Annotated in this window: 10 protein-coding genes and 1 pseudogene; all 11 read left to right on the top strand. The window is 62.7% G+C overall.

Annotated elements, in window-relative coordinates:
- The first annotated feature begins 196 nt into the window (after positions 1-196).
- The 11 genes and pseudogenes from mobH to J2Y49_RS27240 all read left to right on the top strand — a co-directional run bounded on the left by mobH (position 197) and on the right by J2Y49_RS27240 (position 12,803).
- The gene (gene mobH, locus J2Y49_RS27290) at positions 197-3,055 is read left to right on the top strand and encodes a MobH family relaxase (RefSeq protein ID WP_149226212.1); all 2,859 of its coding nucleotides are present in this window, start codon (positions 197-199) and stop codon (positions 3,053-3,055) included.
- Between the two features lie 10 nt (positions 3,056-3,065).
- The gene (gene traD / locus J2Y49_RS27285) at positions 3,066-4,844 is read left to right on the top strand and encodes a conjugative transfer system coupling protein TraD (RefSeq protein ID WP_149226327.1); all 1,779 of its coding nucleotides are present in this window, start codon (positions 3,066-3,068) and stop codon (positions 4,842-4,844) included.
- A gap of 8 nt (positions 4,845-4,852) precedes the next feature.
- Complete coding sequence (locus J2Y49_RS27280) at positions 4,853-5,422, top strand: hypothetical protein (protein WP_149226214.1); 570 nt, start codon at positions 4,853-4,855, stop codon at positions 5,420-5,422.
- The gene (locus tag J2Y49_RS27275; RefSeq protein ID WP_149226216.1) at positions 5,412-6,071 is read left to right on the top strand and encodes a DUF4400 domain-containing protein; all 660 of its coding nucleotides are present in this window, start codon (positions 5,412-5,414) and stop codon (positions 6,069-6,071) included. The genes J2Y49_RS27280 and J2Y49_RS27275 overlap by 11 nt, the downstream gene beginning before the upstream one ends.
- A 246-nt stretch (positions 6,072-6,317) precedes the next feature.
- Positions 6,318-6,599 (top strand): type IV conjugative transfer system protein TraL, encoded by a 282-nt coding sequence (traL, locus tag J2Y49_RS27270; RefSeq protein ID WP_149226218.1) that lies wholly within the window; start codon positions 6,318-6,320, stop codon positions 6,597-6,599.
- A 16-nt stretch (positions 6,600-6,615) separates the two neighbouring features.
- Positions 6,616-7,269 carry a TraE/TraK family type IV conjugative transfer system protein gene (locus J2Y49_RS27265; protein WP_149226220.1) on the top strand — a complete coding sequence of 218 codons (654 nt, stop codon included), beginning with the start codon at positions 6,616-6,618 and terminating at the stop codon, positions 7,267-7,269.
- The gene (locus J2Y49_RS27260) at positions 7,266-8,480 is read left to right on the top strand and encodes a type-F conjugative transfer system secretin TraK (RefSeq protein ID WP_149226222.1); all 1,215 of its coding nucleotides are present in this window, start codon (positions 7,266-7,268) and stop codon (positions 8,478-8,480) included. Before J2Y49_RS27265 ends, J2Y49_RS27260 begins: the two co-directional genes overlap by 4 nt.
- Positions 8,477-9,799, top strand: a pseudogene (locus J2Y49_RS27255) (TrbI/VirB10 family protein); the annotation flags it as partial. The gene J2Y49_RS27260 and the pseudogene J2Y49_RS27255, both read left to right, overlap by 4 nt.
- 253 nt (positions 9,800-10,052) lie before the next feature.
- Positions 10,053-10,676: a type IV conjugative transfer system lipoprotein TraV gene (gene traV / locus J2Y49_RS27250; RefSeq protein WP_149226224.1), complete on the top strand. Its 624-nt coding sequence runs from the start codon at positions 10,053-10,055 to the stop codon at positions 10,674-10,676.
- A gap of 7 nt (positions 10,677-10,683) precedes the next feature.
- Positions 10,684-11,034: a TraA family conjugative transfer protein gene (gene traA, locus J2Y49_RS27245; RefSeq protein ID WP_247883952.1), complete on the top strand. Its 351-nt coding sequence runs from the start codon at positions 10,684-10,686 to the stop codon at positions 11,032-11,034.
- 242 nt (positions 11,035-11,276) lie between these two features.
- Positions 11,277-12,803 (top strand): thrombospondin type-1 domain-containing protein, encoded by a 1,527-nt coding sequence (locus J2Y49_RS27240; protein ID WP_149226227.1) that lies wholly within the window; start codon positions 11,277-11,279, stop codon positions 12,801-12,803.
- The last annotated feature ends 209 nt before the right edge of the window (positions 12,804-13,012 follow it).

Raw genomic sequence — 13,012 nt, 5'->3', positions numbered from 1 at the left:
ACCTGCGAGCACAGTTCCTGCAAGCAGGACGGATGCGTAGATGGTTAGGCGCAAAGGAACCTCTCAGTATTGAATCGCCTTGGGAGCGCCCCGGAGAGTAGCGGGGATCGGCATCTGCGCGCGCCGCCGAAAGGCGACGATTTTCAGCGTCTTTCGGTGGCGAGAAACCAAGATCGACTTTGGTACAGAGATCCCCATGAAGAAGTTAATTTCAGACCTCTCTGACAAAGCGCGTCGCTGGGCCTTCCCCGGCTACTACGCCAATGCGCCGCTCGCGTCGAAGCCGGAAATTGACGTCGACGAGGAAGTGCCGCGCTATCCTCCCTACGAGAAGGGGCTCCCAGTCTACAGCACCGAGCGCCTCATGCGCCGGCAGCCGGAAATGCTCATCAAGATCCGGCAGACGTTTTCATTTCCGGATGAGGACTACAACCGGATCATCCTGCCGGTAATCGAGCGCTTCGCCTCGTATATTCACCTTCTGCCATCCTCGGAGCACCATCATCACAAAGGGGCTGGTGGTGCGTTCCGGCATGGGCTTGAGGTGGCGTTCTCCGCAGGCCGCTCCAGCGGCGCACACATTTTCATGCCGGAGGGCACCCCCCTCGAACGCAAGCGCGTAGAAATCCGCTGGCAGGCTGCGATCTTCTTTGCCGGCCTCCTCCATGACGTCGGCAAGCCGGTCACGGATGTCGAGGTGGTCAATGCCGATGGCTCGCTCATGTGGAGCCCTTACTCGGAGACGATCAGCGAGTGGGCCAATAAGCATGGCGTTGAACGCTACTTCCTGCGTTGGAAGCGCAACCGGGGTAATGAACACCGCATCCTGGGGGGCTCCATTGCCCAAAGTCTGATTCCCAAGCATGTGGTTCACTGGCTTAACGAAGGGGGCTCTGACATAAACCAGACTCTGAACCTTTATCTATCGGGGTCGGAAAAGCTCAAGCACCTCCTCGTCGATCTTGTCACCAAGGCGGACTCCGCCAGTGTTGAGCGCGACCTCGTCGCCACCGGCCATGGGAAGATCCGCGATCCGGGGTTCGGCGTTCCCGTCGAGCAATTTGTGCTCGATGCCATGCGGCGCCTTCTAGCCGACGGCACATGGAAGATCAACGAACCGGGGGCGCGGGTCTGGGTGGTTTCCGATGGCGTGACGGACGGCGTGTTCGTGGTCTGGAAGAAGGCGGTCGAAGACATCATCGAGCTGCTGCAAACCGACCGCATCCAGGGAATTCCGAGAAATCCTGATACGCTTGCAGACGTAATGGTCGAGCGTGATCTGGCGGTGTCCAAGAAGCTTGGAAACCAGGTGTACCGGTACTGGCCGGTTTGTCCGGACGCGCTGACCAACAACGGCAACCCGGTGAGGCTGCTGATGCTGCGCCTCCAAGCGCCCTCGCTGCTATTCTCCGAGCCTCCACCCTACGTTGGCGCGCAGATTGACCCGGCGCCAGCACCTCCGCAACCGTCGGGTTCGACAGGATCGTCCACGAGCTCGCCTGCGGCGGCGTTGCCAGCCGCGGCCGTGCAGACGCAAGGTCAGGTTTCGCCGGCTGCACCCAAGGCCCCGCCGGCTGCTGGCGTCCACTGCGGCTCATGCGGTGTTGTGCACCCTAACCCCGTTTCAGCCGGCGCGGCATGGACCTGTGCCGACTGTGGGGCCGTCCACAACGCGCTGGCCGCGCCAGCCGCTTCAGCCGCCCAGGCAGCGGTGCCCGCGGCTTCCGTGATCCAACCGGTCCAAGGACCTGTGGCGTCGAACAGCACGGTGAGCAAACCCATTGTGCAGGCACCAGGCGGGAAGGCTAACGTCCCTGGCGTGACGGTCAGCAAGCCAGTGGTAGGTGCGCCCCCCAAAAGCACGCCCAAAGTGACAACCGGCAAGGCACCACTCCAGCCCGGTACTCGCAGGTCACCTCAGGACGATGGTTTCTGGCACACGACCGGGGATGAAGAAGCCTCACTTAAACCGAGATCCGGTGCAGCGGATGCCGTGAGCAATGCCGAGCCTCCTCCACCTGCTAAGCCCCCCGCGACGAGTTCCAAAACCGCGGCCGTCGCGCCCACAGCGCGAAGCGAACTGTTCGGCAAGGGCAAAGCTGGTCGGCTCCTGGTCGCGATGGCCGAGGATATCGCCGGCGGACGCGCGAATTGGGGCGAAAGCCTCGCGCAGGTCGACGAGCACCTTATGGCGAAGATGCCGGAGGGGTTTGTCCCTTACCTGCGATTTGAGCTAACGGATGGCGAGCCTGATGCCCAACCTGTCGAACTGGCGAGCCTGCTCAGGGACGCGGGATGGATCGTCAAAGACCATCCGGACGCCGTGACATCGATCAGAGTGATCGCCGGCATCAAAGGCGTCGTGATCCGGAAGGACATTGCTGCACTGGTGGAAGCGGTCGCCGGCGATGGGAGCCGTCCTGAGATTGAGCAACAGCCTGCACCGGCGACTCAACCCTCACAGCAAGGCAGCAGCGTGGATAAGAGCGCTCTGCGTCCGATGCAGACGACGGGGGGACCGGCAAACAACAATCGCGGCGGTTTCGTAGGCGCGGGAACCCGAAAAGACACTACTACACTGGTGGAGGCCATTGCCGGCGATGGAAGCCGTTCTGTGATTGAGCCACAGCCTGAATCGGCGGCTCTATCGTCGCTGCACGGCAGCAAGGACGAACAGAACGCTCCGCGTCCAATGCAGACGACGCGCGGATCGCCGGACATAGAAGCCGGCAGCAAACCCGGCGTCGAGCGAAGCCAAGATAAGCCGCCGCTCTTTCACAAGGCAGAACAAAAAAAAGGGTACACGCAGAGTATCGAAGACAAGCGCACGCTAATAGCAAAGGAGTTCCTCGCGTGGTGCCGGTCAAGCCCGTGCCCTGATTTGGTAACAGATCACGGTGATTGGCGAATAGTGCCGGCGCATGTGCTTGAGGCCGCTGCTAAAAAGCGGCAGATCGGAGTTGGCAATTTCCGACCCGCTTTCGAAAGCCTCGCGGGAGTGCAGCGCACCGACAATGACTACATGATTACAACTCAGGAGCCGAGGGGTGGTTGAGACCTATGAAATGCCGTGGCGCCCAAACTTCGAATTGGCCGCAGCTGCGGGATGGGGTGCGAGTGCATCCCTGTGCCTGACCATTGGCGCTGCTTCTGGTCTTCCACTCTCGCCCTTTGCCTGGATGGCGGCACTCGGCGGGGGCATGGGCGTGCACCGTGCTTACCAGGCGTGGCGCCATCACCAAAGGAAGGCCCGTCTTGCTGGAAAGCGTCTCAAGTTCGCGTCGATCAAGGAACTGCAGGCGCACATGAAACCCGGAGCCATCTGGCTGGGAAACGGTTTCGAATGGGATCAGCCGCACACGCAGTTGTGCTACGAGATCCTGAAGCGCGACAAATCGAAGATCTTGCCGAAGGTCGAGCAGATGGGGGCCCCGTGGATCCACGGCGTCTCCATGTCCGAGGAAGACCTGCAGCTTCCGATCAACGATACGAAGGGACACCTGCTGGTCGTTGGAACGACAGGCTCGGGCAAGACCCGGCTGTTCGACTTGCTCGTCACACAAGCCATTTTGCGCGGTGAATCGGTCATCATCATCGACCCAAAGGGCGATCGGGAACTGCGCGAGAACGCGCAGCGGGCCTGCGCGGCGTTGGGAAAGCCGGAGAAATTCGTCTGGTTCCATCCGGGCTTTCCGGAAAAGAGCGCCCGCATCGACCCGATGAAGAACTTCTCGCGCGCTACAGAACTGGCGAGCCGCATCGCCAACCTGCTGCCCGGCGAGGGGCCGGCGGACCCCTTCAAGTCCTACGCTCAAATGGCGCTCAACAATGTCGTCCAGGGGTTGGTGCTTACCGGGCGCCAGCCGAACCTGGTCAATATACGGTCCCATCTGGAAGGTGGGCTGGACGATCTGGTCATCAGATCTGTTTCGATCTGGTGCGAGAAGCAGATCGAGATGTGGGAAGATGAGGCAAAGCCATTTCTGAGCAACGCAAAGGGAAAGGACGGCAAAGCGCTGGCGTTGATCCGGTATTATCGCGAGAAGGTACACCACCGAGCGCCGAATACAGACCTAGAAGGTCTGCTCAGTATGTTCGAACACGACAGGACCCATTTCGGGAAAATGATTGCCTCTCTTTTGCCTCTTCTTGGGCAGCTTACATCCGGGCACATGGGCGGTTTGCTTTCGCCAAACCGCAACAATGACTTTGATGAGCGACCGATTGTGGATATGGCGAGCGTCATCAATCTGGGACAAGTCTGCTACATCGGCTTGGACAGCTTGACCGACGCGATGGTGGGCTCGGCAATCGGGTCGATCTTGCTCGCCGACCTCGCTAGTGTCGCCGGCGACCGCTACAACTATGGTGTCAACAACACGCCGGTGAACATCTTCGTCGATGAAGCGGCCGAGGTGGTCAACGACCCGCTCATCCAGATCTTGAACAAAGGCCGCGGCGCCGAACTCCGGCTGCTTATCGCCACGCAGACCTTCGCTGATTTCGTGACACGGCTGGGCTCCGAACCCAAGGCCCGCCAGGTGCTCGGCAATGTCAACAACTTGATCTCCCTGCGCGTGACCGACAACGAAACGCAGACCTACATCACCGACGGTCTGCCAACCGTCCGGGTGAAATACGTCATGACCACGCAAGGGTCCTCGATCGGCACCGGCGGTCACGAGACCATGCAGTTTGGCGGCAACGCCGGCGAACGCCTTATGGAGGAGGAAGCGGAGTTGTTCACCCCGGCCCTGCTGGGTCAGCTCCCGAACTTGGAGTTCGTCGCCAAAGTCTCAGGCGGACGCCTGCTCAAGGGCCGCCTGCCGATTCTCAAGGAGTAGCTGGCGCGATGATTGCCATGGAAAGCGCCATGACGATCGGGCTGACATGCCCGTCATCCGATGATCCATGCGAGATGCTTCGGACCTTCCGCGCTGACCGCAAGCGCATCATGGCCGTCATTCGGCGGCTCGAGATGGATTGGCCTTGCAGCGCGGAGATACAGCGGCGGATGGCCGAGTACATCACGGACGCCTTTACGGCGCCCCCGCTCAAGCGGGGCGGCGCGCCACTTCCGTTGCTGCACCGTGCTCTGGACAGGGCCTATGATGCCTACGACGCGGCCATGCTTCAGCGCGATGACCTGCGCCTTCTCGCCTTCACCGACGCCGCATTTTCAGAAGTTGGGCGGGTGCTCGCCGGGATTACTGTGACGGACAGCGGCGACCGGACGTGGGCTCCTGGTCGGGGGGCTCCGATGCTGCTCTGGCTAGGCGCAGCCCACCGGGACGTGGCGCGCTACACCCTACGCTCCGGCGACCGCACCCAAACGGCGGCACAGATCACCGCGGCCGTTGCTGACTTCGCCCTGACGGCGACGCACCGCGACATCCTCAAGGAGGCCAGCCATGGCGGCTGAATCACAGAACACCACCTGGGCACGCTGGCTGCTCTGGCTTATCCTGGGCGAGTTCGTGATGATCGCCGTGCTGACACCGATGCTGGGACGGGACGCCCTGGACTGGCTAACGCGTGTGGAGCGTCAGTGGTCCCTCGCCGAACTCGGCCTCAACGCGACGCTGTGGATCGAGAAGAGCGGCTTCGGTGCCTATGCGACTATCTTCCGTGACACCGGGGTCGAGCGAAATGTCTACGAGTTCTTCCTGCCGACGCAGGACAAGATCGTGGAGAGCCGCGGCCTGGAAGCGCTTGGGGCGAACCTCTACTTTCCGATGATCAAGGCCGGGTTGGATGCTGTGTTCGGATCGCTGCAGCGGCTGTTCGTCCGGCTTGCGGCCGTGGTGCTATGGCTCCCCGTGGTGCCGCTGTTCCTAGTTCCGGCGGTCCTAGACGGCATGATGAGCTGGCGGCGCAAACAGTACACGTTCGATTACCCCTCGCCGCTGGTGCACGGCTATGCGGCGGCGACCGCAAAGTGGCTGCTGGTCGGCTTGCCCATGGCGCTCCTCCTACCGGTGCCGATCCCGCCCCTGCTGGCGCCGTTCTTCTTCATCGCCGTAAGTCTATTGCTGATGTTGGTGGCGTCCCACACGATGAAGCGCATCTGACCGCCCCCGACCTTTGCATCTGGCGCGATGGGTTGAGCGGCTGGGCCGGAGCTTGTCTCCGGCCCTTTGTCATTGGCGGAGCCGCCGGTCCTCGTCGGAGATGGACGAGGTAAGAACGCGCCCTTGCGGAGCACGTCCGATTGGTCCGCGCAACCGAGAAAGGCAGCGTTTTCCAGCGTCTTTCAACGGCGCGAAGCCGCGCCGAAAACGGGCATAAATGCGCCAGACGTGCAAGGGGATTGGCACATGGGTCCGGTACAGCTTCCGAGACAAATCGACGAACCACCAACGGTTCTCCTGTGGAACACCGATGAGCTTGCGCCCATCGTGCTCCTCCACGTCATCGGTATTTTCACTGGAAACGTGCTGATCATGACGGCGCTCGGCTTTGCCGCCTCGTCTCTCTACAAGAGATTTCGCGACGGGCACCCGGACGGTTACTTGCAGCACCTGCTCTATTGGATCGGGTTGATGCCCACGAGCGCGCGCACTATCCGCAATCCGTTCGCCGATCACTACAAGCCTTGAGCCGGGACACGCACAGATGCATTTGAAGGATTTTCTGGCGTCCTGGCAGGGGGCCAGAGCTGAGAACAGGTTCCAGAGGGCAGCTAACCTCGGCCTTCTCGGCGTCGCCCTCCTGCTGGCCATCAACGCCATCGCCAAAGACAAGACGGTGGTGATCGCCCCGCCGGAACTGACCAAGGCCGTCGAGGTTTCGCGATCGTCCGCCAATCAGGACTATCTGGAGGCTTGGTCGTGGTCGACGTCCATGCTGCTCGGCAACATCACGCCAGCGAATGCGGATTTCGTGCGCAAGGGTCTGGAGCCCCTACTGGCTCCGGACATCTTCCACGGAGTTATGAAGTCTGTGGAAAGCACCATCGACGAAATCAAACACAACCGGATCACCGCACGCTTCGATCCGCGCAAAATCATCTATGAGCGGGAGACGAGCAAGTATTTCGTCACCGGATATCGCGTCGTAACGGGGCCTTCTGCCGATGAGAAGCGTGAGGAGGCAACCTACGAGTACACGTGGACCGTACGGAACTTCCGGCCACAGATCACCTCGGTTACGAACTACGCGGGAGCCGCGCAGACCTCCGCAGAGAGGGAGCGCCGGCAGCAAATTCAGGAGCGTGCCCAGCGGATCGAAGATCTGAAGGCTCGCAAGAACCAGGAGAACAAGCCGTGAAGCGGGTCCAGCCCATTATCCTGGCCAGCGTGAGCGCCTTCGCCGTTCTCGTCGGACACCAGATCGCACAGGCGCAAACTCCGGAGCTTCCGGTGGCGCCGTTGAGTGAGATTGAGGCCGCCTACGATAGTTCCAAGGCCGCCGCTCCGGCCTCCGAGTTGGACACCCTGCAGAAGGCTATCCAGGAGGAGATTGACGCGCGCGGTGGGAAGCCCAACGTAACGCTGCCTTCTCAAGCTTCCAAGGGTGCTGCACCGGCAACGCCGGTCGCCACGACCCCGCCGCGCTCGGCATCTCCGACCACTCCCGCCACGACGCAGGCAGTGGTTCGGTCCGGCACCGCGGCGGCTCCGAAGGTTGAAAGCGCAGTGGAGCTTCCGGCCGTGCCTTCCAGTGTCGTTGCTCCAAGCGCGGCTCCACCGCCCGAGGATCTGGCTGCGATGACCCAGCCGGCCGTTATCACCATCCGCCCTGGCACCACGGAGCTGTTGGCAGTGGCGGAGGGGCACGCGAACCGCATCGTAACGCCGTTTGCCGAACCGGCGGTCATGACGACAAGCGATGCCAAGTTCAAGGTTTCCGGAAACGTCGTCTACGTGTCCACCACTTCGCCTGCGACGATCTTCATCACGCCGAAGGGAGATGAGTCCGTGGCGATTCCGCTCGCCCTCGTGCCCCGGCGCGTTCCCCCGCGCGAAATCCAGCTGCAGCTGCCTCGCGGTGGTGTCTGGAATGCCTCGTTTGCCGCCGGCGGGGTTGGCGCGGCCGGCGCAGCCGTGGCTGGCAACAAGAAGGCGCAGCATTGGGAGGAGAGTCAGCCGTACGTCGAAACGATCCGGTCGATCATGCGTGAGATTGCACTCGGCACCGTGCCCAGCGGCTATCAAATGCGCGACATGGAGCGTGGCGAACAGACCGTCGGGTGTACCGGGCCGGCCGGTGTCACGTTCCAGTTTGGTGGCGGTCAGGTGATGGAAGGGTCACACCTGCAGGTCGTCATCGGCGTTGTCTCCAACCAGTCAGGATCGTCCGTCGAACTGGCCGAGCCCTGGTGTGCCGGACCGAACGTCGCAGCGGTCGCATATTGGCCGAACAACGTTCTCGCCGCCGGTCAGTCCACTGAGGTTTTCGTGATCCGTCGCCCAGCACTGCCGTCGGACACCGACGCGCGTCGGCCGTCGCTGCTGACACGAGCGGGAGCGGTCCGGTGAGCGTACTGAATATCACTGAGCACTGGCGGAACGCGAATCCGACGCTCCGTCGGGTGGTAACCGTCGGTGCGATCGCGACGTGCTTGATCACGCTTGTCGCGATTTTCCAGCCGGGCGATCGAGTCCGCGCGTCGCGCAAGGACCCGAACGCGATCCAGGAAAATGTGCTGCTCGATAAGAACACGCGGCAGGTGTCTCTCGACAGCATGGCCGCGCGGATCGAGAACCTCGAAACCAACTTGGCGAAGAAGGAACAGAAGATCGAGCGCCTGGAGGAGGACCTGAAACGCAAGCAGCGCGAACCGGCGCAGTCCAGCGATCCGGATCGGTCTGCGTCGGATATGCAGCTTCAGGAATTGCAGAAGCGTGTCGGCGACCTTCAGCAAAAGCTCGCGGATCAGGAGAAAGGCGCGGTGCCGGCGCAGGGCGGCCGCTCGCCTATCGGCCGTGCGCCTACCGAGATGGCGCAGCGTCCGGGGCCGACGCCCGCAGCTCTTCGCCCGCCTACCGCACCGCCGAGCTCGGCAGAGATGTACGAAAAGAGCGGCCAGCCTTCAGGGCAGGGGCAAGCTGACGGTGCCAAGGTCGAGCGTACCAACGCCGCCGCATCCGGGTCACAGGCTGCCGGCGACATCCGGGTGGTGGTTGAGGAGGTGCCAGAGACCCCGGTGGACGAGATCCAGGAGGAAACTGCGCAGAACTATCTCCCGTCCGGCTCCATTTTCTCCGGCACCCTCATCACCGGCATGGATGCCCCCACGGGAAACAGTGCCCGGAAGGAGCCGTTTCCCGCCCTCCTGCGCATTAAGCATGACGCCATCCTGCCGAACCGCTGGAAGGCGGACGTGAAGGAGTGCTTCCTGCTCGCTGCGGGCTTCGGTGATCTGTCCTCTGAGCGCGCGTATTTGCGCGGAGAGACGATCAGCTGCGTCACTAAGCAAGGGAAGGTGCTCGAAGCAAATTTCCCGGCCTATGCCGTTGGCGAAGACGGTAAGGCAGGCATCCGCGGGCGCTTGGTGAGCAAGCAGGGACAGGTGATCGGCCGCGCGCTGATGGCTGGCTTTCTTGATGGTGTGAGCAAAGCGTTCGATGTGAAGCCGGTCCCGGTCCTGGCAACCAGCAACACGGGCAAGTCGCAGTATGCTGACGTGTTTGCGGGTGAGCAATCGCTGCGGTCCGCTGCTTTCGGCGGCGCATCGTCCGCGCTCGACAAGATCGCTCAGTTCTATCTCGACATGGCGTCCAACATCTTTCCCATCATCGAGGTGGATGCAGGCCGCAAGATCGACCTCATCGCAACTCGTGGCATCAGCTTGACCTTCAAGAAGAAGGGGAAGGAGCAGGCGCTCCAGGACATGCGGTTGCCGGGCCAAGGGCAACAAGGCTCCGGCGCCGCGGGAGGAACTTCCGGGCTCCTGGGGTCGATGTTCGGGTTTGGTGGCAACGGTGCCGGCGGTATGGCCGGTAATGGGCCACGTTGATGTTTGAGAAAGACGTTGAAAGTCGTTGTCTTTCGGCGGCGCGAGAAAAATCAGAACGCGGCAAACTGCCCCCGAAACAAGGTTGCGAGAAATGAGCCTAAATTCCTCGAAGGTTATCGCCTGCCTGGCGCCGCTCCTCCTTGGCGCGTGCTCCAACCTCGGGATCGGGGCTGGCGATTACAGCTGCTCGGGAATGCCGCAAGGTGTCTCCTGCAAGAGCGCCCGGGAGGTCTATGAGCTGACAAATACCCGCGATGCGGTGAACGGCTTGACGTTAAGCCAGGAGGCCCAGCGCAACACGGAAAGCGCGGCGGAGACCGGGTTGGTCCAAACCATGCGGAAAGCGGCAGCGTCCGACCCGTCGGCACTCGGCGGCTCTCCGGTTGGCTACGGCGCGACGCCCGTGGCTTACACCGACGATGGCCGTGTGCCGATCCGCACACCCGCTGTCGTCATGCGTGTTTGGATTGCCCCGTATCAGGACAACAAGGGTGATCTGCATATGCCGGGCCTCGTCTTTAGCGAGGTCGAGCCGCGCAAGTGGCAGGTCGGTCTGCCCGACGCGGCGTCCGGTTCCCCGTCGGCCTTCCGGCCCCTTGAAGCGACTGCTCCCAAGGCGAAGCCGCCGGCCCACGATAGCGCCCCGGTCCGGCCGGCAAAAGCTGCGGACAAGTCGGAGCACGTTTCCTCAATCCCCGTAAAGCAAGGGAAGTAGCAAGACCATGAAGCACCGCATTCACCCCAACACGCAGGTCGCGCTGGCGCTCGCGCTGATCGTCGCCTTTACCGCGGGCGATGTGTTCGCTGGCACAGGCGGCACGGCGTTCGACGACATCTGGCTGACGCTGACCGATTGGACCCAAGGAACGCTCGGCCGCATCATCGCCGGCTCCATGGTCGTCGTCGGCTTGGTCGGCGGCGTCGCTCGCCAGAGCCTGATGCCGCTGGGCCTCGGAGTTGGCTCGGGCATGGGTCTTTACAACACCCCCACCGTGATCGATTCGATCATGACCGGTACTTTGCCCGTGCAAGTCTCGGAAGTGGTCGCGACCACTCCGGTGCTGCCCATCTAGGACATCTGCACGGACGGGTGGACAGGCAACAAGGGCGCTTCCACACCGGAGGCGCCCTTTTACTATGTCCGCTCGGAGCCCCACAGTAGCAGGCGGACACTCACGCGACGCGCGGAGGCACCGCCAATAGACGATGGTTTTGAGTGCCTTTCAGCGGCGCGAAGAAAGGCTGCGTTGTGGAACTCTCCAGGCTGCGCGTAACCGCCCTCGGATGGCGGCCTCGCGCCGTGCTGGAGGGGGTTATGAGAAAAGTCACCGCGGCGCTGCTGCTCTCGATCATCGCCATGCCGCTCGCCGCGTGGGCGCAGAGTGGCCCATTGCTCGAGCTGCGGGTGAAGAATGCCGGGGAGGCCACGGGGCTGGAAGGAGCAACGTATCCAAGCGTTGTCAGCCCCGCCGCGCCGCGGCCGGACGCGGTGGTGAGCGGCGCCGCCGTCACCATCACGGACTTTCGTGATTTGGTGCTCTCGGTCAATGGTGCGCCGGCGGCGGTGACCAGTGTCACCCTGCAGAATGGTGGGGGCAGCGCCGGACGGGCCGAGGCGCTCGGTCTCTACATGGACAAGCCGCTCGCCGCCACGATCAGCGCCGGGGCGGAACACTTCACGATCACGGGCGACAATTGCTCCGCCGCCCTGCTGGGGCCACCGGGTGACGCGGGAAGCACCTGCCAGGTGACCGTGCAGCCGCGCGCCAGCTGGTTCGGCCCATTGTCCGGGACACTGCGCCTGAGCACCGGCGGCTACACGATGGACGTGCCGCTGTCGGGCACGGCGCGGCATTTCGATCTGCCCAACCTGACGATCACGTCCATCGCGGGCGCACCCACATCGTTGAACGTCGCCGGGCAGACCGAAGGGGAATGGCGCGTGTCCGCCTCAGCCACCTTTCGGGTCACCAACACGTCGACCGAGGAGGCCACGGACATGCTCGTGGCTTTGTTCGGTGGAGACAATCCAGGCAGCTTCGAGTTCGTCAGCAACGCGTGCTCGGGGCAATCCCTGGGGATAGGCGCGTCCTGCGATATCACGGTCCGAGCACGCGCCGATCGCAATGGCAGCTACGCCGGCATGCTCCTGCTCGCGAACCACAACCAGCCCAGTGTTGCGCTCGCAGGGACAGCTACGGGCTTCTTGCCGGTGGCGTGGAAGACCGCCGTATGGGGGGCGTGTGACAACGCCTGCGGCACATCCAGCCGGTCACGGTCGGTATGGTGTGAGCGCTCTGATGGCGTGACCGTTGCCGACAGCTTCTGCGGGGCCGGGAAGCCGCAAACGGTGGAAGCATGCGCCAGCTACGCCACCTGCACCTACGCTTGGCAGGTGGGCGATTGGGGAGGTTGCTCCGCGTCGTGCGGTGGCGGATGGCGCAGCCGGTCGGTCTGGTGTCGCCGATCAAATGGCGAGCAAGTGGATGGGAGCTATTGTGGGTCTGCACCGGCGTCGAGCGAGCAGTGTAATACGCATGCCTGCCCAAGGATCGCGATGCAATTCCCCTCCTCCGTTCCGGCGCCCGAAGGATGTGGCCAGTTCCGCATCGAGTTTATCAACGTCACTCCATACGCTGGCCGGCAGACGTTTGAGGGGAACTGTGCCATTGCCGGCGATCACGACTGGCCCGGCGGCTACGCATTTGGAAACTATGACCGCTGGGTCTGCGATGATGGCAACAACATGCGCCGTGGTTGTGTCGGTCGCTATTGCTCGTGGGCTCGTGGGCCGAATGGTGAGGACATTCAATCCTGTGCGACCGTTGACTTCCGCTACTAAGGCGAGTTGTGCCCGGCCGTGGCGGCATTGCCTATCGCAAGGCCTGTCTTCCGGGGTTCGTAACCTCCGCTTACGCTAAGAGCGGCGACACCGCCGAAAGACGATGGTTTTAGGTGCCTTTCAGCGGCGCGAAAAATGGCTGCGTTGTGGAACTCTCCAGGCTGCGCGTAGCCGCCGTCGGCAGGCAGGTTCGGGCTGTGCTGGAGAGG

It is taken from the genome of Azospirillum sp. BE72 (assembly GCF_031455875.1).
Lineage (GTDB): Bacteria > Pseudomonadota > Alphaproteobacteria > Azospirillales > Azospirillaceae > Azospirillum.
The sequence above is the reverse complement of the archived record's forward strand: the minus strand, read 5'-3'. Positions and strand labels throughout refer to the sequence as shown.

Excerpts from the sequence above, each read along its gene's own strand:
- J2Y49_RS27275 (WP_149226216.1), top strand. The coding sequence starts at position 5,412 with ATGGCGGCTGAATCACAGAACACCACCTGGGCACGCTGGCTGCTCTGG.
- mobH (WP_149226212.1), top strand. The coding sequence starts at position 197 with ATGAAGAAGTTAATTTCAGACCTCTCTGACAAAGCGCGTCGCTGGGCC.
- traA (WP_247883952.1), top strand. The coding sequence starts at position 10,684 with ATGAAGCACCGCATTCACCCCAACACGCAGGTCGCGCTGGCGCTCGCG.
- J2Y49_RS27280 (WP_149226214.1), top strand. The coding sequence starts at position 4,853 with ATGATTGCCATGGAAAGCGCCATGACGATCGGGCTGACATGCCCGTCA.
- traV (WP_149226224.1), top strand. The coding sequence starts at position 10,053 with ATGAGCCTAAATTCCTCGAAGGTTATCGCCTGCCTGGCGCCGCTCCTC.
- traD (WP_149226327.1), top strand. The coding sequence starts at position 3,066 with ATGCCGTGGCGCCCAAACTTCGAATTGGCCGCAGCTGCGGGATGGGGT.
- J2Y49_RS27240 (WP_149226227.1), top strand. The coding sequence starts at position 11,277 with ATGAGAAAAGTCACCGCGGCGCTGCTGCTCTCGATCATCGCCATGCCG.
- traL (WP_149226218.1), top strand. The coding sequence starts at position 6,318 with ATGGGTCCGGTACAGCTTCCGAGACAAATCGACGAACCACCAACGGTT.
- J2Y49_RS27265 (WP_149226220.1), top strand. The coding sequence starts at position 6,616 with ATGCATTTGAAGGATTTTCTGGCGTCCTGGCAGGGGGCCAGAGCTGAG.